This window comes from Stenotrophomonas sp. Steno-C17 (genome assembly GCF_056393165.1).
The window spans coordinates 45,624-62,935 of the sequence record NZ_JBWJPD010000002.1; the positions used below are offsets into that span (position 1 = coordinate 45,624).

General features: G+C 67.1%; 21 protein-coding genes, 4 tRNA genes and 1 pseudogene. 10 read left to right on the plus strand and 16 right to left on the minus strand.

Going from position 1 to position 17,312, the window contains the following annotated elements:
• Positions 1-168: 168 nt before the first annotated feature.
• From AC06FA_RS01975 to AC06FA_RS01985, 3 genes are all read right to left on the minus strand, one after another.
• On the minus strand, positions 169-1,332 hold the full coding sequence (locus AC06FA_RS01975; RefSeq protein ID WP_478066897.1) for a PDDEXK nuclease domain-containing protein: 1,164 nt from the start codon (positions 1,330-1,332) through the stop codon (positions 169-171).
• Positions 1,329-2,534, minus strand: a complete 1,206-nt coding sequence (locus tag AC06FA_RS01980) for a tyrosine-type recombinase/integrase (RefSeq protein WP_478066898.1) — start codon at positions 2,532-2,534, stop codon at positions 1,329-1,331. Before AC06FA_RS01980 ends, AC06FA_RS01975 begins: the two co-directional genes overlap by 4 nt.
• A 270-nt stretch (positions 2,535-2,804) precedes the next feature.
• Positions 2,805-3,353, minus strand: a complete 549-nt coding sequence (locus AC06FA_RS01985) for a hypothetical protein (RefSeq protein WP_478066899.1) — start codon at positions 3,351-3,353, stop codon at positions 2,805-2,807.
• 143 nt (positions 3,354-3,496) lie between these two features.
• Here AC06FA_RS01985 and AC06FA_RS01990 point away from each other — a divergent pair, with 143 nt between their 5' ends.
• Positions 3,497-4,585, plus strand: a complete 1,089-nt coding sequence (locus AC06FA_RS01990; protein ID WP_478066900.1) for a DUF1176 domain-containing protein — start codon at positions 3,497-3,499, stop codon at positions 4,583-4,585.
• Between the two features lie 9 nt (positions 4,586-4,594).
• Here the strand turns inward: AC06FA_RS01990 and hemN are convergent, their stop codons facing one another.
• Both hemN and AC06FA_RS02000 read right to left on the minus strand, forming a co-directional pair.
• Complete coding sequence (hemN, locus tag AC06FA_RS01995) at positions 4,595-6,001, minus strand: oxygen-independent coproporphyrinogen III oxidase (RefSeq protein ID WP_478066901.1); 1,407 nt, start codon at positions 5,999-6,001, stop codon at positions 4,595-4,597.
• 44 nt (positions 6,002-6,045) lie between these two features.
• The gene (locus AC06FA_RS02000; RefSeq protein WP_478066902.1) at positions 6,046-6,486 is read right to left on the minus strand and encodes a group III truncated hemoglobin; all 441 of its coding nucleotides are present in this window, start codon (positions 6,484-6,486) and stop codon (positions 6,046-6,048) included.
• Between the two features lie 183 nt (positions 6,487-6,669).
• Here AC06FA_RS02000 and AC06FA_RS02005 point away from each other — a divergent pair, with 183 nt between their 5' ends.
• Positions 6,670-6,954, plus strand: coding sequence for a hypothetical protein (locus AC06FA_RS02005; RefSeq protein ID WP_478066903.1), 285 nt, complete (start codon positions 6,670-6,672; stop codon positions 6,952-6,954).
• Positions 6,955-6,956: 2 nt separating this feature from the next.
• Positions 6,957-7,994 carry a 4Fe-4S dicluster domain-containing protein gene (locus AC06FA_RS02010; protein ID WP_478066904.1) on the plus strand — a complete coding sequence of 346 codons (1,038 nt, stop codon included), beginning with the start codon at positions 6,957-6,959 and terminating at the stop codon, positions 7,992-7,994.
• A 1-nt stretch (position 7,995) separates the two neighbouring features.
• Here AC06FA_RS02010 and AC06FA_RS02015 read toward each other — a convergent pair whose 3' ends face one another.
• Together AC06FA_RS02015 and AC06FA_RS02020 are read right to left on the minus strand one after the other, a co-directional pair.
• Positions 7,996-8,232 (minus strand): hypothetical protein, encoded by a 237-nt coding sequence (locus AC06FA_RS02015; protein WP_478066905.1) that lies wholly within the window; start codon positions 8,230-8,232, stop codon positions 7,996-7,998.
• A 326-nt stretch (positions 8,233-8,558) separates the two neighbouring features.
• Complete coding sequence (locus tag AC06FA_RS02020) at positions 8,559-8,768, minus strand: helix-turn-helix domain-containing protein (RefSeq protein WP_478067104.1); 210 nt, start codon at positions 8,766-8,768, stop codon at positions 8,559-8,561.
• A 79-nt stretch (positions 8,769-8,847) separates the two neighbouring features.
• On the opposite strand from AC06FA_RS02020, the gene AC06FA_RS02025 reads away from it, so the two are divergent.
• Positions 8,848-9,288, plus strand: coding sequence for a helix-turn-helix domain-containing protein (locus AC06FA_RS02025; protein WP_478066906.1), 441 nt, complete (start codon positions 8,848-8,850; stop codon positions 9,286-9,288).
• A 30-nt stretch (positions 9,289-9,318) separates the two neighbouring features.
• Complete coding sequence (gene crcB, locus AC06FA_RS02030) at positions 9,319-9,711, plus strand: fluoride efflux transporter CrcB (protein ID WP_478066908.1); 393 nt, start codon at positions 9,319-9,321, stop codon at positions 9,709-9,711.
• Positions 9,712-9,714: 3 nt separating this feature from the next.
• On the opposite strand, the gene AC06FA_RS02035 is transcribed toward crcB, so the two are convergent.
• Positions 9,715-10,542 carry an AraC family transcriptional regulator gene (locus AC06FA_RS02035; protein ID WP_478066909.1) on the minus strand — a complete coding sequence of 276 codons (828 nt, stop codon included), beginning with the start codon at positions 10,540-10,542 and terminating at the stop codon, positions 9,715-9,717.
• A 135-nt stretch (positions 10,543-10,677) separates the two neighbouring features.
• Here AC06FA_RS02035 and AC06FA_RS02040 point away from each other — a divergent pair.
• From AC06FA_RS02040 to AC06FA_RS02050, 3 genes and pseudogenes are all read left to right on the plus strand, one after another.
• A pseudogene (locus tag AC06FA_RS02040) lies at positions 10,678-11,079 on the plus strand (DUF6265 family protein); the annotation flags it as partial.
• 51 nt (positions 11,080-11,130) lie between these two features.
• Positions 11,131-12,213 (plus strand): alpha/beta hydrolase family protein, encoded by a 1,083-nt coding sequence (locus AC06FA_RS02045; RefSeq protein WP_478067105.1) that lies wholly within the window; start codon positions 11,131-11,133, stop codon positions 12,211-12,213.
• Between the two features lie 26 nt (positions 12,214-12,239).
• Positions 12,240-13,004 (plus strand): thioesterase family protein, encoded by a 765-nt coding sequence (locus tag AC06FA_RS02050; protein ID WP_478066910.1) that lies wholly within the window; start codon positions 12,240-12,242, stop codon positions 13,002-13,004.
• Positions 13,005-13,016: 12 nt separating this feature from the next.
• On the opposite strand, the gene AC06FA_RS02055 is transcribed toward AC06FA_RS02050, so the two are convergent.
• The 7 genes from AC06FA_RS02055 to AC06FA_RS02085 form a co-directional block, all read right to left on the minus strand.
• On the minus strand, positions 13,017-13,286 hold the full coding sequence (locus AC06FA_RS02055; protein WP_478066911.1) for a hypothetical protein: 270 nt from the start codon (positions 13,284-13,286) through the stop codon (positions 13,017-13,019).
• A 132-nt stretch (positions 13,287-13,418) separates the two neighbouring features.
• The gene (locus AC06FA_RS02060; protein ID WP_478066912.1) at positions 13,419-13,970 is read right to left on the minus strand and encodes a DUF4124 domain-containing protein; all 552 of its coding nucleotides are present in this window, start codon (positions 13,968-13,970) and stop codon (positions 13,419-13,421) included.
• 89 nt (positions 13,971-14,059) lie between these two features.
• Positions 14,060-14,977 (minus strand): ADP-ribosylglycohydrolase family protein, encoded by a 918-nt coding sequence (locus AC06FA_RS02065; protein ID WP_478066913.1) that lies wholly within the window; start codon positions 14,975-14,977, stop codon positions 14,060-14,062.
• Positions 14,978-15,029: 52 nt separating this feature from the next.
• On the minus strand, positions 15,030-15,338 hold the full coding sequence (locus AC06FA_RS02070) for a hypothetical protein (protein WP_478066914.1): 309 nt from the start codon (positions 15,336-15,338) through the stop codon (positions 15,030-15,032).
• A gap of 88 nt (positions 15,339-15,426) precedes the next feature.
• Positions 15,427-15,500 (minus strand) — tRNA-Cys (locus tag AC06FA_RS02075).
• A 65-nt stretch (positions 15,501-15,565) separates the two neighbouring features.
• Positions 15,566-15,641, minus strand: a tRNA-Gly gene (locus tag AC06FA_RS02080).
• A gap of 155 nt (positions 15,642-15,796) precedes the next feature.
• Positions 15,797-15,872: transfer RNA gene (locus AC06FA_RS02085), tRNA-Gly, on the minus strand.
• A gap of 35 nt (positions 15,873-15,907) precedes the next feature.
• On the opposite strand from AC06FA_RS02085, the gene AC06FA_RS02090 reads away from it, so the two are divergent.
• Complete coding sequence (locus tag AC06FA_RS02090; RefSeq protein WP_478066915.1) at positions 15,908-16,414, plus strand: hypothetical protein; 507 nt, start codon at positions 15,908-15,910, stop codon at positions 16,412-16,414.
• 3 nt (positions 16,415-16,417) lie between these two features.
• Here AC06FA_RS02090 and AC06FA_RS02095 read toward each other — a convergent pair.
• Positions 16,418-16,493: transfer RNA gene (locus AC06FA_RS02095), tRNA-Gly, on the minus strand.
• Positions 16,494-16,745: 252 nt separating this feature from the next.
• Between AC06FA_RS02095 and AC06FA_RS02100 the strand changes: the two genes are divergently transcribed.
• On the plus strand, positions 16,746-17,201 hold the full coding sequence (locus tag AC06FA_RS02100; RefSeq protein ID WP_478066916.1) for a tetratricopeptide repeat protein: 456 nt from the start codon (positions 16,746-16,748) through the stop codon (positions 17,199-17,201).
• Positions 17,202-17,312: the final 111 nt, after the last annotated feature.

Sequence of the window (17,312 nt, forward strand, 5' to 3'; positions counted from 1 at the left end):
AAGACCGCCCACACCCGCCCACTGCACGCATGTCGGCTTTTGGGGCAAGCGGAGCGCGCAGGCCCGAGAGGGCCGGAGGCGTCAGGGGTCAAAGCCGAATGGCCGCGATTCGGCACGAAGCGCGGGGCGCAGCCCGCGAACCCGACGGCGGCACGCCGGGACGCCCAGCTATTGCGGCAGCTTCCTGGGCTGCTTCGCCACACGCGACTCCAGCAGGCGCCGCGTGGTTTCCAGCTCCTTCTGCAACAGCTCGGCATCCGGCAGCACGGTGCGGTAGTTCGCCGCCATCACTTTCGTCGGCAAGCCTTCCAAGGCATACCGTGCCAGCGCGTGGCCCTTGTCGGCGCAGAGGATCAACCCCACGGGCGGGTTTTCATCGGGATAGGCCCAATGCTCCTTGGCGTAGTTGCAATACATGTGCATCTGGCCCACGTCCGCATGGGTCAGGCTGCCCAGCTTCAAGTCGATGATGACCAGGCAGCGCAGCCGCCGGTGGAAGAACAGCAGATCCACCCGATACCACGTCTGGTCGATGCGCAAGCGCCGCTGCCGACCGACGAAGGTGAACCCTTCGCCCAGCTCCAGCAGAAAATCCTCCAGCCGCTGGATCAGGGCTACTTCCAGATCGGATTCCGAATACTCGTCCTTGAGATTCAGGAACTCCAGCACATACGGGTCTTTGATCGCATCATCCGGCCTGACGGCATCCTCCGGCTTCGGCGCCGCGCCCTTGACCAGCATCGCAGCCTTGTCCTTCGACAAGGCGGTGCGCTCGTAGAACTGGCTGCCGATCTGCCGGTCAAGCTGGCGCACGCTCCAGCCGCCGCGCAGCGCCTCGGCCTCGTAGAACCGGCGGGCGTGCTCGTCCTTGACCGACAGCAGCCGCACGTAGGCCGACCACGGCAGCGTGAACACCTGCGCCAGCTCGCCCAAGGCCAATTTCCGAGACACTGTCTCGGATTTCTCGGCGGGCAGCCCGTCCCCCGATTTCCGAGACAGCGCCTCGGAAATCACCGGCCGGGGATAGGCGGCGAAGAACCGCCGCATGTTCTCCAGGTTGTCCGGGCTGAACCCGCGCCCGAAGCGCGCGGTCAGGTCGGCGGACAGCCGGGCAATCAACTGTTCGCCGTACCCTGCGCGCCGCTTGCCCTTTTGCTCGGCCTCCACGATGCGGCGGCCAATCTCCCAATAGCTGGCCGTCATCAGCGCATTGACGCTGCGCGCCGCCGCCTGGCGGGCGGCATCGAGCAGTTCCACGATGCCGCCGTGGATGCCGGCGTAGCCGGCAGGCACGGCAGCGCCTTTTACTGCTTTCGGCGTCCGGGCGCTCATGCCGTGGCCTCCTGGGGCTGGCGTTGCCGCGCCTTCGTGATGGTCTGGCGCCGGGTCGCCACCAGCTCGGCCGCCTGGCGCACAGGATCGTCCTCGGTGTGGACATAGCGCATGAACATCGCCACGGTCTTGTGCGCTGTCAGCGCCATGCCGACCTTGAGCGGCACGCCCGAATTGGCAATGTCCGTCGCCGAGCGATGGCGGATGCCGTGGGTGCCCACCTTCGGCACACCGGCACGGTCAAGGATGCGCCGCCACGCCTGATAGTAGGAGTGGGGGCTTAGCGGCTTCTTGTGATCGAGGATTGCGGGGCAAACATAGGGCGAATCGCCATAGTGGGGGGCACTCTCCAACAGGCGGCGAGCCTCCGCGCTCAGGGGCTTGGACATATCGCCGGTCTTGCTGTCCGGCCAGACCACCCGGCCGTTGGGGAGGTCGAGCCAATCCCATTGCAACAGCAGGATTTCCGACATGCGCGCCGCGAACTCGAATTGCAGCCGGACGGCCAGCAGGTGGATGGGATGTTCCAAGCCCTCGGCCTCGGCCTTCTCCAGATAGGCGAACAGCTTGGTCATCTGGTCGTCGGTAATGAGCCGGGTCGAACCCTTTTCCGGGTACTTGGGCACATGGCGGCAGGGATTGGAGCCATCGGGCCGGTAGCCCCACAGTTCGGCCAGGTTGAACATCTTGCGGACGAGCGACAGCACGCGGTTCGCCTGGGTGGGCGACTTCTCCATGCGCTTCATCAGCGCGGTGATGTCGTGGCGCGTGACCTCGTGAACCTTCTTGCTGCCGAAGCCGGGGATGACGAAGCTGTCGATCTGGTACTGGTAGCCGGCCTGCGTGCTGGGCTTGTTGTGCGGCTTGGAGTGGTCGTCCATGAACCGGCCGCACAGCTCCTTGACCGTCGGCGCCTTGCGGGCCTCGGCCTTGTCGAGTCCGGGGTCGCCGCCGCGCCGGACTTCGGCCAGCCAGTCTTGGGCCAGCGACCGGGCCTGTTCGACCGTCAGCTCGCCGAACTGGCCGAGGGCGGGCTTGCGCCGCACGCCGGAGTTCGTGCGGTACTGAACCATAAAGACCTTGCGCCCGGTTGGTGTAACCTTGCACAAGAAGCCCGGAACGAGCGTATCCCGGAGTTCCACGTCGCAAGTTTGTGCCTGCGCCGTGTCAACGACGGACTTGGTGAGTTTGATTTTCGCCATGAGGTGCTCCTGATAGGCCCCGATTCCAGGGGCCGGCTAGGAGCCAGGCGGAAGGGAACCGGAGCGGTTTGCATCGCGCACCGGGATATGATCGAAGGCATTGGCCTGGGGGAAAACCTGCTACAGCAAGCCTCATCCAAGCCCATCGTTAGCCCGGTGCGGATGCCATGCTCTGGCTTAAAATCCGCCGGGGGCAACCCCATGCCGGTTCGATTCCGGCTCCGGGCACCATTGCAGGACGTGGAAGCGCCGCGCGCGCCACGCATTGCCTCAGTTCAGCCAATGCTGCGCCTTGGCCATTTCAACCGTCTGCACCGTCACGCCGATCACGCACGGCCCTGACTCCGTGGCCATTCTGAATCTGACCAGGGCACCTGCGATCGTGGTGCCGAGGACCGGATTGGCCCGCGGGTCCAGCGGAACGTGAAGCACGAGCAGACCGGGATACTGCGACAGCAGCGTTCGCGTCGAGATACAGCCGCCGCGCAGGTCGAACGACACCGCCTCCAGCGTTCCCGCCGGGTCCAGCTGCACGTCGACATTCGTGCCCCTCAGTCCGGCACCGATGGCCAGCTCGGATGCACCGGCACCCGGCAGATGCTCCTGATGCCGTGCAACGGCGCGGGTGACACTGTCCGCCCCTGCCACGGTGGCAAATGACAACGCTTCAACCGTTTTCCACAGCGCGCCCTGGTCCTCGCGGGAGGCCGGTTGCGAGGCGTTCGGAAGAGAAGGATCCCTGCCCGCTGCATGCCCCTGCACGGGCATCAGGTGAAGGAACACCCCCGCCGACAACAGGGTGAGCATGCGCATCTTCATGGTTCAGACCTCCGTGTCGTCAAGGAACGGTGCACCCAGCGCATCTTCCCACCCTTTTCCCTGCAAGGTGCGATGGTGTGCGCCCGTCAGCAACTGCCAGGGACTATGATTCCGGCTCCGCCCCGATTGAAGAAATGATGCCCATGCACAGGATGTGCCTGCTGCTGTTGCTGGCCCTTGCACCTGCGGCCCACGCCGCCACCCCGGTGTACAGCGAACTGGGCGACTGGCAACTGACCTGCGACAACCGCAACGACTGCATCGCCGTGGCACGCGCAGAGGGCTACGCCGGCCACCTGCAGATCCGCCGCGCCGCCGGGGTGGGCAGCGCGCCGACGCTTGAGCTGTTCGCGCCCGGCGATTCCGCACCTCATTGGCAGGTGGACGGCGAGACACCCGCCTTCACCCACGCCGGCCAGGTTGCAGCCGCCGGGCCGCAGCACTGGACCGGCATGGCCGCCGTGCGTGAGCGCCTGCAGAGCCTGCTGGGCGGCCGCGTGCTGATCTACGGCAACGAGGCCACCGATGCGCTGTCCCTGTCCGGCGTGGATGAACTGCTGCAGGCCTTCGACCAGGCGCAGGGGCGCAGCGGAACGGCCGATGCGCTACTGCCCGGCACAGCGCGGGCGCAGGCCTTTGCCCGCGGCCCCCTGCCCGTACTGCCGACGCCCACGCCCAGCCTACGGGTGCTGGATCCCGACCTGCGCGCGCAATGGATTGCCCAGCTGCGCAGCGCGCGCGCCGACGCCCTGGCCGAGCTGCACTGCGAACTGGACGATGACAGTCTGGTCCGTGCGCAGGACGGCGGCTGGGCGATCGATGCCACCCATGACCTGCTGTTCATCGGCTGCCAGGCCGGCATGTACAACGCCAACGCGGTGGCCTTCGTGGTGAGCAACGGCCAGTGGCCGCAGGCACGGCAGCTGGTCATGGAGGTTACGGACGCGCCGGCGGTCAGCGAGGACGAACGCAGCTTCGTGCTGTCCCGACTGGGCTGGCCGCGCTTCGATGCCCGCCATGGCCGCCTGGCCGAAACCACCTTGTTCCGTGGCGCCGCCGATTGCGGCCATGCGGCCAGCTGGCGCTGGGATGGACAGGCCTTCCAGATCGAGACCCTGCAACTGCAGCGCAGCTGCGTGGGCGGCGAGGCCGGCGACTGGCCGGTCATCTGGCGCAGCGCGGGCGGCCCGGCCAATGTTGCCCGCGAGTACGGCCCGCTGCGCGCCGAGTAGGCCGGCGGTTCAGATCGCCTGCGAATAGCGCGGCTGCTGCTGCGCGCGCAGGTAGGGATCGAAGCACATTGCCAGCAGCCGCAGCAGCGGCCTGCCCGGCTCGCTGGCGCGCACAACGCCGTCGCGGTATTCGGCCAGACCATCCGCCTGCAGACGCTGCACGGCCTGCAGGTCGTCGGCGAAATAGCGATCGAAATCCACGCCGTGGCGCTGGCCGAGCGCGGCGCCGTCCACTTCCCCCTGGCACATCAGCTGCTGGATCAGTTCCGCGCGCAGCTGGTCATCGGCGGTCAGCGCTACGCCGCGCCAGACCGGCAGCTGGCCCTGGTCCACGGCCGCCTCCCAGGCGGGCAGATCGCGCGGGTTCTGGCTGTAAGTGGCGCCCACGTGACTGATCGCACTCACCCCCAGGCCCAGCAGATCGGTATCGGCATGGGTGGTGTAGCCCATGAAATTACGATGCAGCTGTCCGGCGCGCTGGGCGCGCGACAGGTCTTCTTCGGGCAGGGCGAAATGGTCCATGCCGATGTACTGGTAGCCCGCAGCGGACAGCCGCTCGACGGCCAGGCCCAGCAGGGCCAGCTTGTCTTCCGGCGACGGCAGGCGGGTTTGGTCGATCTGCCGCTGCGCGCGGAACAGGTGCGGCAGATGGGCATAGCCATACACGGCCAGCCGATCAGGGCGCAGCGCCAGCACCAGTTCCAGCGTGCGCCCGAAGCCTTCCAGCGTCTGCCCGGGCAGGCCATAGATCAGGTCCACGTTCACCGACCGCATGCCGCTGTCACGGCAGGCACGCAGGATGTCCAGGGTCTGCCGCACGCCCTGCACGCGGTTGATCGACTGCTGCACCTGCGGGTCGAAATCCTGCACGCCCAGACTGGCCCGGTTGAAGCCCAGCCGCGCCAGCAGCGCAACGTCGCCCACGTCGATGAAGCGTGGATCGAGTTCGATGGAGAAATCACGCTGCGCCGAACCGCTGAAGTCGAAGCGGCGGCGCAGCCCTTCCACCAGCGTGGTCATCGCCTCGGCATCGAGGAAGTTCGGCGTGCCGCCGCCCAGGTGCAGCTGGATGACCTCGCGACCATCGGCAAACTGCGGCGCCAGCAGATCGGCTTCGGCCAGCACACGCGCCACGTAACTGTGGCCGCGGCTGCGGTCACGGGTGATCACGCGGTTGCAGCCGCAGTAGAAGCACGGGCTGCTGCAGTACGGCACGTGCACGTACAGCGACAGCGCGCGCGCCAGCGGATTGCTGTCGGCGATGGCCTGGCGCAGTGCAGAGGCATCAAAGCCGTCGTGGAAATGCGGCGCGGTCGGGTACGAGGTATAGCGCGGCCCGGGCCGGTCATGCCGGCGCAGCAGTTCAGGGTCGAAGGTCCAGGCCAGGCCACCGGCGGCGGGAGAGAACGTATCCATGGCGCCAGCATCGCGCCGCGCCGGACCGCCCGCCTTGACCCAGATCAATCGCGGGCGGGAACACCCAGCACGGGCAGGCCGACCTGGGGCCAGCGCAGCATCTGATAGCGGCGCCAGAAGGTGTCGGCAATGCGGGCGGCCACATCGTCGGCCAGCGCCTGCATGGGAGGGTTGTTGCACTCGGCCGTGGTCTGCCGGAACAGCACCAGCCAGCGGTCAAACAGGTCCTTGTCCAGGGCGATGGCCATGTGCTTGGACATGGGGGAGCCCTTGAAGCGGCGGGTGCCGCGCAGCATGGCCGACCAGAAATCGACCAGTTGCTGCAGATGCTCGGGCCAGTCGTGCACGTGACCACCGAACACCGGCCCCAGCCGCGCTTCCTGCCGCACCCGCGCGTAGAAATCGTGGACCAGCCGGGTCACCTCCGCCTCGCTGCACAGATCCAGCGACGCGACGGGAATTTCAGGTGGGGAAGTTGCGTTCATGCAGGGGCACCAGCAGCGTGACAGCAGTGTGGCGCGCATCGGCACCGCCACCGTTGATCCAGATCAATGTCGGCGCGAGGCACCGCGCATAGGCTGACGCGCTTGCAGGAACCATGCCCCGCGCATGCCGCGCCCGCCAGGGCGAAGTATACGCGCCGCCCACCACTCCGAGCCCGCACCCACATGAACACACCGCATTCCAGCCGCCGCCAGCGGTTGATCCAGCACTGGGGCGCGATCCTGTGGCCCAGCTTCGTCGCCGCCGGCCTGGCCAGCGTGATCTTCTTCGCCTTCGTTGATCCGCTACGCCTGCAGGCCATCAGCTTCCCCGGCACCGCCATCAGCCGCGAGCTCGGCTACAGCGTCGGTTTCTTCATGTTCTGGTCGGTCACCGCCCTGTCCAGCGCCGTGACCGGCTACCTGCTGCGCCCGATGAGCGAGGACGACGACGAGCTGCCGCTGGGATGAGCATGCCTGGCTTCCCTCCCCGCTGGCGCTGGCGCGGCCCGTTGCGCGCAGGCCTGCTGGCGCTGTTCTACGCACTGCCATGGCTGCAGTGGAACGGCCGGCAGGCGCTGCTGCTGGACCTGGCGGCGCGCCGCTTCGATCTGTTCGGCTGGACCCTGTGGCCCGATGACGTGGGCGTACTGCTGGGGCTGCTGGCCGTGGCGGCCGTTGCCCTGGCGCTGCTCACCCACCTGGCCGGGCGCATCTGGTGTGGCTACGCCTGCCCGCAGACGCTGTGGACAGCGGCCTTCGACGGGCTGGCCCGCATGCTGGCGCGTGTCCTGCCCGCCTCGGCCGTCCGTCCCGCCACGCAGGCCGCGTGGCTGCTGCTGTCACTGTGGACCGGGCTGACCTTCGTCGGTCTGTTCAGCCCGATCCGCGCGCTGCTGGCCGCGGCACCGCACGCAGGCTGGAGCGGCTGGGAGACCTTCTGGGTGCTGTTCTATGCCGCCGCCACCTGGGGCAATGCAGGCTCCCTGCGCGAGCAGGTCTGCCGCTCGCTCTGCCCCTTTGCACGGCTGCAGCCACTGCTGACCGATCCCCATACCCCGCGCATGCTGTACGACGCGCCGCGCGGTGAACCCCGCGGCCCGCGCCCGCCCGGCCTGGGGGGCGTGAGGGACCGCGGTCGCGGCCTGCTGGACCCCACCACGGCACAGGACTACGTGTTCCGCGCCGCGCACCCGCTGCTGGCCGGACCGCTGCCACGCTTCCCGGCCGATCGCCTGGGCGATTGCGTGGACTGCGCCGCGTGTGTGCGCGCCTGCCCCATGCACCTGGATATCCGCCACGGCCCCCAAGCCGACTGCCTGGCCTGCGGCGCCTGCGTGGACGCCTGCGCTGAGCAGCAGCGGCAGGCCGGTTTCGGCACGCCCCTGGTGCGCTACTGCAGCCCACAGGCCATGGCCGACCAGCCACGACGCTGGTGGCGACCGCGCACCCTCGGGCTGCTGGCGATGCTGGTGGTACTGCTGGGGTGCGGTGCCTGGCGACTGCTGTGAATCAGCGCGTACGATCCGCGTCCGGCGGGACCAGCTGTGCCCGGCGGACGATGCCGAGCTGCTCGATGATCAGCGCCATTTCGTTGGTGACTTCGGTGCGGGTATTACCCTGCGGAACCAGCCGGTTCAGCACCTGCTGGTAGGTATCCCAGAACGCGGGGCCGCAGCCGTGTCTGTGGTAGCTGGCTTCCAGTTCGCGGCGTACCCGTTCAGCCAAGCCATGCATGCCGTATTCCATACGACCTCCGTTGGACTTGTTCTGCATCAGTGACGGACGACCACTCACAACCCTGCTGCTGCCACTCCCGGCCTTCACAACCGGTTGATGCCAATTAGTCACAATTTTCACGACAGGTCAATTACAGGCTGCACGTTTTTCGATTGAAATTATTAATCGTTCATGCTTGCGCCCTGCGATCGGGTTTGGGCCAGTGGCGACATATGCGCGCGGCACCCAGGCGTCCCGCCCATCGAACACCCGCCCCCGATTGAAATTTCCTATTTTGTTAAGCGTACTTAGCATTTTCTGCGTACCTGGGCATATCCGACATCCGGTGTCGTTAATCAGACCGTTTCGCCCTCAGGGCACCGATTTGCCGGGAACAGATTCGGATAGCGCTGCTGCAGGATGTACCGCCGCAGGGGCGGAATCGGGTAGTCCCGTGGCCATTGGGACACCGCAGAACGGCTGACACCAAAGAATCTGGCCAGTTCCGCGTCGGTGCGGAACCCCAGGCGTAGCCGTACCTGTCGCTTGTTCCAGAAGTCGGGCATGTGCTGCTCCATTTCATCAATCGGCCCGATGGTGCGCCAAGGATTCTTCTGCAACCACGCGTTAAGCTGGCTTGCATAGATGAACACTCTCGGACAACGACTCGCCGCCGCCATGAAGGATGCCGGGCACCCCCGCCCGGCCGATCTGGCCCGCGCCGCAGATACCACCACGGCCACGATCAGCAACTGGCTCAACGACCACGTCAAACCCGGCCATGTGAAAGCCGAGCAGCTGTTCCGCATCGCCGATGCGGTGAAGCTGGACCCCCGCGAGCTGCTGCTGGGCCCGGAAGGGCGCGGCGTGGGCGAGCACGGCTCGGCGTACATGTACATGCCCAGCGAGGCCTATCTGGATGTCTGGCAGACGGCCTGCGAAATCGTGGCGCGCCTGCTGGAGCAGCGCGGCCTGACCGTTGACTACCGCCGCCGCGCCGCACTGGAACTGATGGCGCACGACCTGCTGATGGAAGGCCTGCACCGCACGAAGGTGGCGCGGGTGGTGATGACCTCGCTGCCCTGACGTCATCGGCGCTGGTAGCATGCGCCGATCATGCAGACATTGAACAACTATTTCCTGGTGTTCCTGGGTGGCGGCGCCGGCGCCTGCCTGCGCCATGCCTGCAACCTTCTGGGCGCGCGTGTGGCGGGCAGCAGCGGATGGCCCTGGTCCACCTTCCTGGTGAACCTGAGCGGCGCGCTGCTGATGGGCGTGGTGGTGGAAGCCTTCGCCCTGCGCCAGGGGGCCTCGCCGCAGCTCAGGCTGCTGCTGGCCACCGGCGTGCTGGGCGGCTACACGACGTTTTCGACCTATGCGCTGGAAATCGGCCTGCTGCTGCAGCGCGGGCAGCACGGTCTGGCCGCCCTGTACGCCGGCGGCTCGATAGCGCTGGGCGTGGCCGGGCTGTTTGCCGGCATGAAGCTGTGCCGCATGGTGCTGGGCTGAGGCCTAGGCCGCCCGCGCCTGCCCGCGCCACTGCCGTGGCGACTGCCCGGTGTGCGCCTTGAAGGCGCGTGACAGCGCGGCCTCGCTGCCGTAGCCGACTTCGTCGGCAATGATCTTCAATGGCCGCCCCTGGCGCAGGGCCTGCTGGGCCAGGCCCACCCGCCAGCCCTGCAGGTAGTGCCCGGGCGTGGTGCCCATCGCCTGGCGGAAACTGGCGGCGAACACGCTGCGCGACATGCCGGCCACGTCGGCCAGGGTTTCCAGCGTCCAGGCCTGGGCGGGCGCCTCATGCATCGCCACCAGGGCCAGCCGCAGCCGCGGGTGGCCCAGCCCGGCGAACAGGCCGCCGCGCATGTCGCCACTCTCCATCAACTGGCGCAGCACCTGGATCATCACCACTTCGAACAAGCGGTTGACCATCGCCGCGCGACCGCACCGCTGCTCGAAGGCTTCCTCGAACAGCAGTTCCAGCGCGGTGCCGCCGCCGTGCAGCTCGGCCAGGGGCATGCACAGGACATCCGGCAATGCGGCGCTGATGGGGTTCAAGCGGCCGCCCTCGAACGACAGGTTGGCGCAGGCCATGTCCGCGCCGTGCTGGGGATCGGTGTGGAAGCGGTGCGGCATCGGCCGCGGGTACAGCAGCAGGCTGGGCTCGTCGATCTGCAGCGTCTGCTGGCCGTGGCTGACCTGCAGCGGTCCACGCCGGACCAGATGCAACTGACCGACCTCGTCCTCGCCCTGCAGGCTGTTGATGCCACACAGCGCACCGGCGTGGAAGACCGACGCGGTGACCGCAAAACGGTCGAGCAGGATGGCAAGGCGGTCGACCATGGACAGACTCCGGATCAAGCAGGACAACAATCTATACGACAAATCGTATCGGAATCGGCCGGCGCGCGCAGGGCACTGGCTCCTGCTTCGGCGCGGGGCTATACAGGCTCCACCTCATCACGCAGGGAAGCGCCCATGTCGATCCGGACTCTGCTGGCCAGCCTGCCGTTGCTGCTGGCTGCCACCACGGCAGCGGCCGCCGATCCGGCCCCGATCACGCACCTGCAATGGCTCAGTGGCTGCTGGCAGCTGCAGGGCGCGCCCAGTGGGTCCGGCGAGCAGTGGTCGAGTCTGGCCGGCGGCACCCTGCTGGGCAGCAGCCGCACCCTGCGCGACGGGCAGACGGTGGGATTCGAATTCATGCAGCTGCGCCAGCACGCCGATGGGCGCCTGGTGTTCACCGCCCTGCCCAACGGCCGTGACCCTACCGACTTCAGCGCGACCCGGGTGGACGCGGACAACGCGGTGTTCGAGAACAAGGCGAACGATTTCCCACAGCGCATCCACTACCGGCGGGTGGATGACCAGCACCTGCTGGCCCGCATCGATATCGCCCGCGACGATCCGCGCCAGGCCATCGACTTCCCGATGCAGCGTGTGGCCTGCGCCGACGGCGCAACCGGGTCCGCTGCGCGCAGTCTGCACGGCGTGCTGCAGGGAGCGCCGTGGCGACTGGACATGCCCGCCGCCTGGAATGGCGAACTGGTGATGCTCGCCCACGGCTACGAGCCCAAGGGAGCGCCGCGGCAGGTGCCGATGGCAGCCAATGACGCCACCGCCGCCCTGACCGCTGCTGGCTTTGCCGTCGCCCAGAGCGCCTATTCCACGCAGGGGTGGGCCGTCGCCGATGCAATCACCGACACTGAGCGCCTGCGTCAGCACGTGCTGGCGCAGCTGCCGGGGCTGCGGCGTAGCTGGCTGCTGGGCTTTTCCATGGGCGGTGCGGTGACGCTGGCCACCCTGGAACGCGCCCCGCAGGGCTACGACGGCGGCGTCGCGCTGTGTGGTGCCAACCTGCCGGGCGAACGGCTGGCGACTGATTTGCTGACCACTCTGGTCGCTTTCGACTACTTCTTCGGCAAGGGAAACAACCTGCCGCGCGGCGGATTGCTCGCCGCCGAAACCGCCGCCCTGCCGCAGGCGGCGTTGTACCAGGGCATCGCCACGGCCCTGCAGACCGACGCCGACGCGGCTGCGCTGCTGGCGACGCGCCTGCAGGTGGCGCCGGACGCGCTGGCGGGCACGATCAGCCTGCACGCGCTGGTGCTGCACGAACTGATCGAACGCGCTGGCGGCATGCCCGTGGGCAATGCCGGCGTGACCTACAGCGGTTTCGGCAATGATGCCGCGTTCAATGCCGGGGTAGCGCGGGTGCATGCGGCGCCTGCCGCGCAGCGCTATGTGCGCGGACCGCTGGCCCTGACCGGTACGCCGCAACGGCCGGTGGCACTGCAGTTCAACAATGACGATCCCACCGTCGTGCCGCGCATGCAGGCGGTGTATCCACAGTTGGCGGCACGCGCCGGGGCCGCTGCACAGCTGCAGTTGCTGCCCACCGTGGGCGAAGGCCATTGCGGCTTCACCAACGCGCAGGTACTGCAGGCCCTGCAGTCGGTGCGCGGGAACGCGACGCCTGCACCTCTGCAGCGCGCGCGTGCAGCGCTACGATAGAGAGGATTTCCCTTTCTGTTGCTGCGATGGCCTTTTTCGAACGACTGAGCGATAGCCGCTATCTGCCGACTGCGCATACCAGCGGCGCCTGGAACATCAACGAACAGCACATTGCGCCGGCCATCGGCCTGCTGGCGCACCATCTTGAGCGTGATGCTGCGGCACGCGGGCACGGCTTCCTGATCGGGCGTCTGTCCTACGACATCCTGGGCACCATTCCGATCGAGGCGATGGACGCAACAGTCGACGTCCTGCGCGGCGGCCGCACCATCGAACTGGTGGAGGGCACGCTGCTGCACAACGGCCGCCCCGCGCTGCGTGCACGCGCGTGGTTGCTGCGTCTGAACCAGACCGGCGTGATCGCCGGAACCCCCATTGCGCCCCTGCCCGCCGCAGAGGCCATGCCCGCCTGGGATCCCGCCAGCGTGTGGCCGGGCGGGTTCATCCAGAACGTGCAGGTGCGCCGCCTCGATCATGGGCCGGGCCGCGCGCAGTACTGGGCGCGGGCGTTGCAGCCCTTGCTGGCCGACGAGCCGGTCAGTGCACTGGCGCGCGCGGCGACCCTGTTTGATCTGTCCAACGGCATGGCCGTGCGTGCCGACCCGAAGCAGATCGCCTTCCCCAACCTGGACCTGACCGCGCATCTGTTCGCCATGCCGCAGGGCGAGTGGCTGGGCTTTGACACCTCGGTGTCGTTCGGCGCCCAGGGCCTGGGCCTGACCAGCACCGTACTGCACGATGCCAGCGGCCCGATCGGCAGCATCGGCCAGGTACTGACCGTACGCCCGTGATGTCGCGCGCGATCAACCGCCCAGCGTGCCCATGGTGAAGATGTAGCCCGAACGCATCAGGAAATCGCGCATGCGCAGTTCAGCGGTGCGCGGTGATGCCAGATCGGCAGGCGCGTACAGCGCGTAGACGGTGCCATGGCCCTCGTGGCGTTCGCGGCGAACCCCGCAGTGGCGGGTTCCAGCGGCGGTGACCCAGCCATCCTTCAACTGCTCGGGCCCGATCGACTGCCCGTTCTTCAGTCTGAAAGTGAGCCAGCGCACATCGGCAATCGGCTGCTTCATGCGCCGTCCCTCGTGCCGCGCCCTTCCCTGTTCGTGTGCTTGCCTGCCATCGCCGCTCCCGAAAACCTGGACCCCGACCATAGCGCCTTGCCATGTCGTGGCGGTTTGAGACGGGCGTGACGCTACGATGGCTCAGTACGCCGCTGCGGCCGGCTGGTTGTACTTGTCGTGGACTTCCTTCTCGCGGTCACGTCGCGCCGCCGAACAACGGTCGCGTGCGGACGACATCTGGCTGTCGGCGGCGCTGCGCTCGGCGCTGAGCGACTGCTGCAGGCTGGAAATCTGCGCGCGGATGCCGGCATCGGCGGTGGCACCGGCCAGGCTGCCGCTGGCGGCGGCCAACTGTCGGTTCAGATCGGCGACCTGGCGGCTGGTCGCCTGCGCGCGCGCGTCCAGCGGCCCATAGATGCGTGACTGCTCGCTCTGCAGACAGTTGCGTTCGGCAATGCCGGCATCACTGAGCTCAGTGGTGCGATAGACCGCCGAGCGATTGGCCGCTTCGCCCGCGGTTTCGGTGGCCGCGCGGTTCGAGCGCAGCTTCACCGCCTCGGCACCCTTGCCGCACGGGTCCTGGGAATAGACGGTTTCGCCGGACGCGCCCTTGCACTTGTACACCTGCGCCGACGCCCACGGCGCGGCTGCCAGCAATGCGACGCCCAGAACGAACTTCAACTTCGTGTGCACGGCAGACCTCCTGTCCAGGGACCGCAGGGTCCAGTGCCATTACGCTACGCCCAGGGCGGGCGCTCCGCAAATGTGAACATCCCGCCCGATCATACCGTTGCGGCACGTGCCACGACGTTGCGCTGGAACAAGCCATCGGCCAGCGCCTGGATCTGCGGGCGCAGCGCCAACCACTGCAGCCACTGCGGTGGGATACCCGCCATGCCGTGGAAGGCACCGGCCAGTTGTCCGGCCACGGCGGCCGTGGTGTCTGCGTCATCGCCCAGATTGGCCGCCTCCAGCACCACGGCGTGGAAAGCGTCGTGGCGCTGGAAGCACCACAAGGCCGCTTCCAGACCATCCACCACGTAACCGCTGCCGCGAATCTGCTCACGACTGCGCTGGCAGTAGCCACCGGCGGCGATATCGCGCAAGCGCTCACTGTCTACGGCCACATCGCGCAGGTCGAGCACCTGCGCCTTGCTGGCGCCCGCCAGTGCGCGCTGCAGCGCGGTAGCCAGCAGCCGGCAGGCATCCAGACATTCGCGCGCGGCGTGGGTGGTCCGCGAGCTCTGTTCGGCCATCTCATGCAGCTCCGGCAGGCCCGCATAGCGCAGCACCACCGGCGCCAGGCGCATGATCGAGCCGTTGCCAGCGCTGCGCGGATCATCGCTGCCGGCCAGCGGCTGCCCGCTCAGCAGGAACTGGTCAAGCGCCGAACGCGTGGCCATGCCGATATCGAAGCATTCACCGGTGGCGCTCCAATAGCCATGCCGATACCAGTTCGCGTAGCGGTTCATCTGGTCGCGCGCATCGAAGTCATCACAGCGCAACAGGCTTTCGGCCAGGCACATGGCCATCGAGGTGTCGTCGGTCCATTGCCCGCGCTGCAGGTTGAACGGGCCGCCACCGACCATGTCGGTGAGCGGCGTGAAGCTGCCGCGCGGCTTGAATTCCACCGTGGTGCCTACGGCATCGCCGCAGGCAAGGCCCAGCAGCGCGCCGCGGAAGTTGTCGATCGGGTTCATCGGTTGAGTTTACGCCGGGGGTGGCGCGGCGAACTGTGCGCTGGAGCGAGGACTAGCGCCTGCGCCGCCCCTTTCGACGTGCCCGGGTGCCGGCGGACGCCGGCGGGCGACCATAACGCCATGCCACGTGCAGCAACGCCGCCGCCGTCATGAAGCACATCAGCGCGACACTGTGGTCATACGCCAGCTGCCCGAAATACTGGCGGACGGCAAAGCCCATGCCGCAGATCTTGTAGCAGCGGCCAGTGCTGTCATTGATGCCGTGCACCAGCACCATCACCCCCATCAGCGCGACAAGCGCACACAGCGTGAGACTGGTGAAGACAACGAAGGGCCGCCGCGTTGCACTGGACTTGGACACACTTCCCTCCTTGGACGCACTGACGGCTGCTCCTGCGGGGTAAGCGTAGATCAAAAAAAAGCCCTGACGGGAGTCAGGGCTTTTGATCTGGAGGCCTCAAGCGGAATCGAACCGCTGTAAACGGATTTGCAATCCGGTGCATAGCCACTCTGCCATGAGGCCAACGTACCGCTACCAGGGGGTGGCCCTGATATGACAAAACCCCGTGATGGGGCTCTGTCGGAACATGGAGCGGGAAACGAGACTCGAACTCGCGACCTCAACCTTGGCAAGGTTGCGCTCTACCAACTGAGCTATTCCCGCGTAAGCCGTGATGATACCGGAAGACCGGGAACCACACCAGCGATTTGACGCTTGATTTCACTTTTCTGACTGCGCGAAAAGCCTTGCGGCCCAACGCGCCCCGCCCTGCCAGGGTGGGAGAAAAACAAGGCCCCTTGTGGGGGCCTCGTCGAATCTGGAGCGGGAAACGAGACTCGAACTCGCGACCTCAACCTTGGCAAGGTTGCGCTCTACCAACTGAGCTATTCCCGCAGATTCCGTTCGACCTACGTCGAAGGAGCGCTATTGTGTCCAAATTCCTTCACGCCGTCAACAGTCTTCACGCGCACATATTCACTCGCCCCGTCCTGCTCACCTCACTGCTGGCCAGCCTGCTCTGGCTGGTCCTGCTGGCCCTGCTGATCTCGGCCGGCTACACGCCCGACTACTGGCAGCTGCGACACCTGGAAGACGGTGCCACCCTGCCCTATCCCGCCGCGTCGGTTGCCTGGTTCGCGCTGTCCGGCGCGGGCGTACTGGCGCTGCTTGTCGTGATCGCCCGCCCCTGGGTGTTTCGTGGCCTGTGGTGGCGGTTGCTGATCGCCCTGTTGCCGGTACTGGCCTGGTCACTGCTGTGGGCAGCCGGCGCCATGCATCAACCGCCCGTGCAGGGCGCGCACCTGCTGTGGTTGCTGCTGCTGGATCTGGCGTTGCTGCTGGCACTGCTGGGCATCTGCGTGGTCGCGCTGTGCAAGGCCGTGGGCAGACGCCGGGCGCAAACGAAAAACGCCCCCGTCAGGGAGCGTTCTTCTTGAATCTGGAGCGGGAAACGAGACTCGAACTCGCGACCTCAACCTTGGCAAGGTTGCGCTCTACCAACTGAGCTATTCCCGCAGATTCCGTTCGACCTGCGTCGAAGGAGCGCCATTCTGCCGAGATTGGCCGGGACCGTCAACCTCTTTTTTGCCAAGCCTGGGTCTGGACGCGTACAGGCGGGCTCGCCAGTGCGAAAGGCGGCCAACGCTCATGACGTGAACTGGGTCGCACGCCTGCCATCACCGGCGATGTTACGGTACGGCCCCGGCGGGCGAGGCGCGGTGATGCCCTCCCCTGTCATCACTGACCCCTGCCAAGGAGGCCACGGTCATGCGACCCGATTTCGAGATGTACCAGATGCTGCCCGACGGCGGCGCCGCATTGCAGGCGCTGGAGGAAGCCGCTGAAGCCCACTATTTCCGCGGCCGTCTCGACGAGGCGCGTACGGCGTTCCTGGCGGTATGGGAACAGTTCCCTGAGAACTGGCAGCAATGGCAGATGCCCGGGCTGTTCGTCACCGATCGCCTGCGCGCCATCGCGTTCAAGCAGGGCGACTACCCACTGGCGCTGGCGTGGAGCGAGCAGGTGCTCAAAGTCGGCTCGCCACGTTCGCACAAGGTGCTCAGCGATGTTGGCGAGGCCCATTACGAGATGGGCGATCTGGAACAGGCGTTCGAGTGGTTCGCGCGCGCGGAAGCACGGGGCGGGAACCGGACGTTCAAGGAGATGGAACGCCGCTATGTGACGTTCTACAAGGAAGAAAAGGCACGGCGCAGCGAGCCATGACGTTGAGCGGCCGCAGGATCCCGATGATGCCCCTCATCAGACACGCCTCCCCTGCGAAGAATGGCGCCCATCGCTCGAGCGCCATTCCCGACGGTGCCAACGGTCAGGCAA

Excerpts from the sequence above, each read along its gene's own strand:
- AC06FA_RS01975 (WP_478066897.1), bottom strand. The coding sequence starts at position 1,332 with ATGAGCGCCCGGACGCCGAAAGCAGTAAAAGGCGCTGCCGTGCCTGCC.
- AC06FA_RS01980 (WP_478066898.1), bottom strand. The coding sequence starts at position 2,534 with ATGGCGAAAATCAAACTCACCAAGTCCGTCGTTGACACGGCGCAGGCA.
- AC06FA_RS01985 (WP_478066899.1), bottom strand. The coding sequence starts at position 3,353 with ATGAAGATGCGCATGCTCACCCTGTTGTCGGCGGGGGTGTTCCTTCAC.
- AC06FA_RS01990 (WP_478066900.1), top strand. The coding sequence starts at position 3,497 with ATGCACAGGATGTGCCTGCTGCTGTTGCTGGCCCTTGCACCTGCGGCC.
- hemN (WP_478066901.1), bottom strand. The coding sequence starts at position 6,001 with ATGGATACGTTCTCTCCCGCCGCCGGTGGCCTGGCCTGGACCTTCGAC.
- AC06FA_RS02000 (WP_478066902.1), bottom strand. The coding sequence starts at position 6,486 with ATGAACGCAACTTCCCCACCTGAAATTCCCGTCGCGTCGCTGGATCTG.
- AC06FA_RS02005 (WP_478066903.1), top strand. The coding sequence starts at position 6,670 with ATGAACACACCGCATTCCAGCCGCCGCCAGCGGTTGATCCAGCACTGG.
- AC06FA_RS02010 (WP_478066904.1), top strand. The coding sequence starts at position 6,957 with ATGCCTGGCTTCCCTCCCCGCTGGCGCTGGCGCGGCCCGTTGCGCGCA.
- AC06FA_RS02015 (WP_478066905.1), bottom strand. The coding sequence starts at position 8,232 with ATGGAATACGGCATGCATGGCTTGGCTGAACGGGTACGCCGCGAACTG.
- AC06FA_RS02020 (WP_478067104.1), bottom strand. The coding sequence starts at position 8,768 with ATGCCCGACTTCTGGAACAAGCGACAGGTACGGCTACGCCTGGGGTTC.
- AC06FA_RS02025 (WP_478066906.1), top strand. The coding sequence starts at position 8,848 with ATGAACACTCTCGGACAACGACTCGCCGCCGCCATGAAGGATGCCGGG.
- crcB (WP_478066908.1), top strand. The coding sequence starts at position 9,319 with ATGCAGACATTGAACAACTATTTCCTGGTGTTCCTGGGTGGCGGCGCC.
- AC06FA_RS02035 (WP_478066909.1), bottom strand. The coding sequence starts at position 10,542 with ATGGTCGACCGCCTTGCCATCCTGCTCGACCGTTTTGCGGTCACCGCG.
- AC06FA_RS02045 (WP_478067105.1), top strand. The coding sequence starts at position 11,131 with ATGCAGCGTGTGGCCTGCGCCGACGGCGCAACCGGGTCCGCTGCGCGC.
- AC06FA_RS02050 (WP_478066910.1), top strand. The coding sequence starts at position 12,240 with ATGGCCTTTTTCGAACGACTGAGCGATAGCCGCTATCTGCCGACTGCG.
- AC06FA_RS02055 (WP_478066911.1), bottom strand. The coding sequence starts at position 13,286 with ATGAAGCAGCCGATTGCCGATGTGCGCTGGCTCACTTTCAGACTGAAG.
- AC06FA_RS02065 (WP_478066913.1), bottom strand. The coding sequence starts at position 14,977 with ATGAACCCGATCGACAACTTCCGCGGCGCGCTGCTGGGCCTTGCCTGC.
- AC06FA_RS02100 (WP_478066916.1), top strand. The coding sequence starts at position 16,746 with ATGCGACCCGATTTCGAGATGTACCAGATGCTGCCCGACGGCGGCGCC.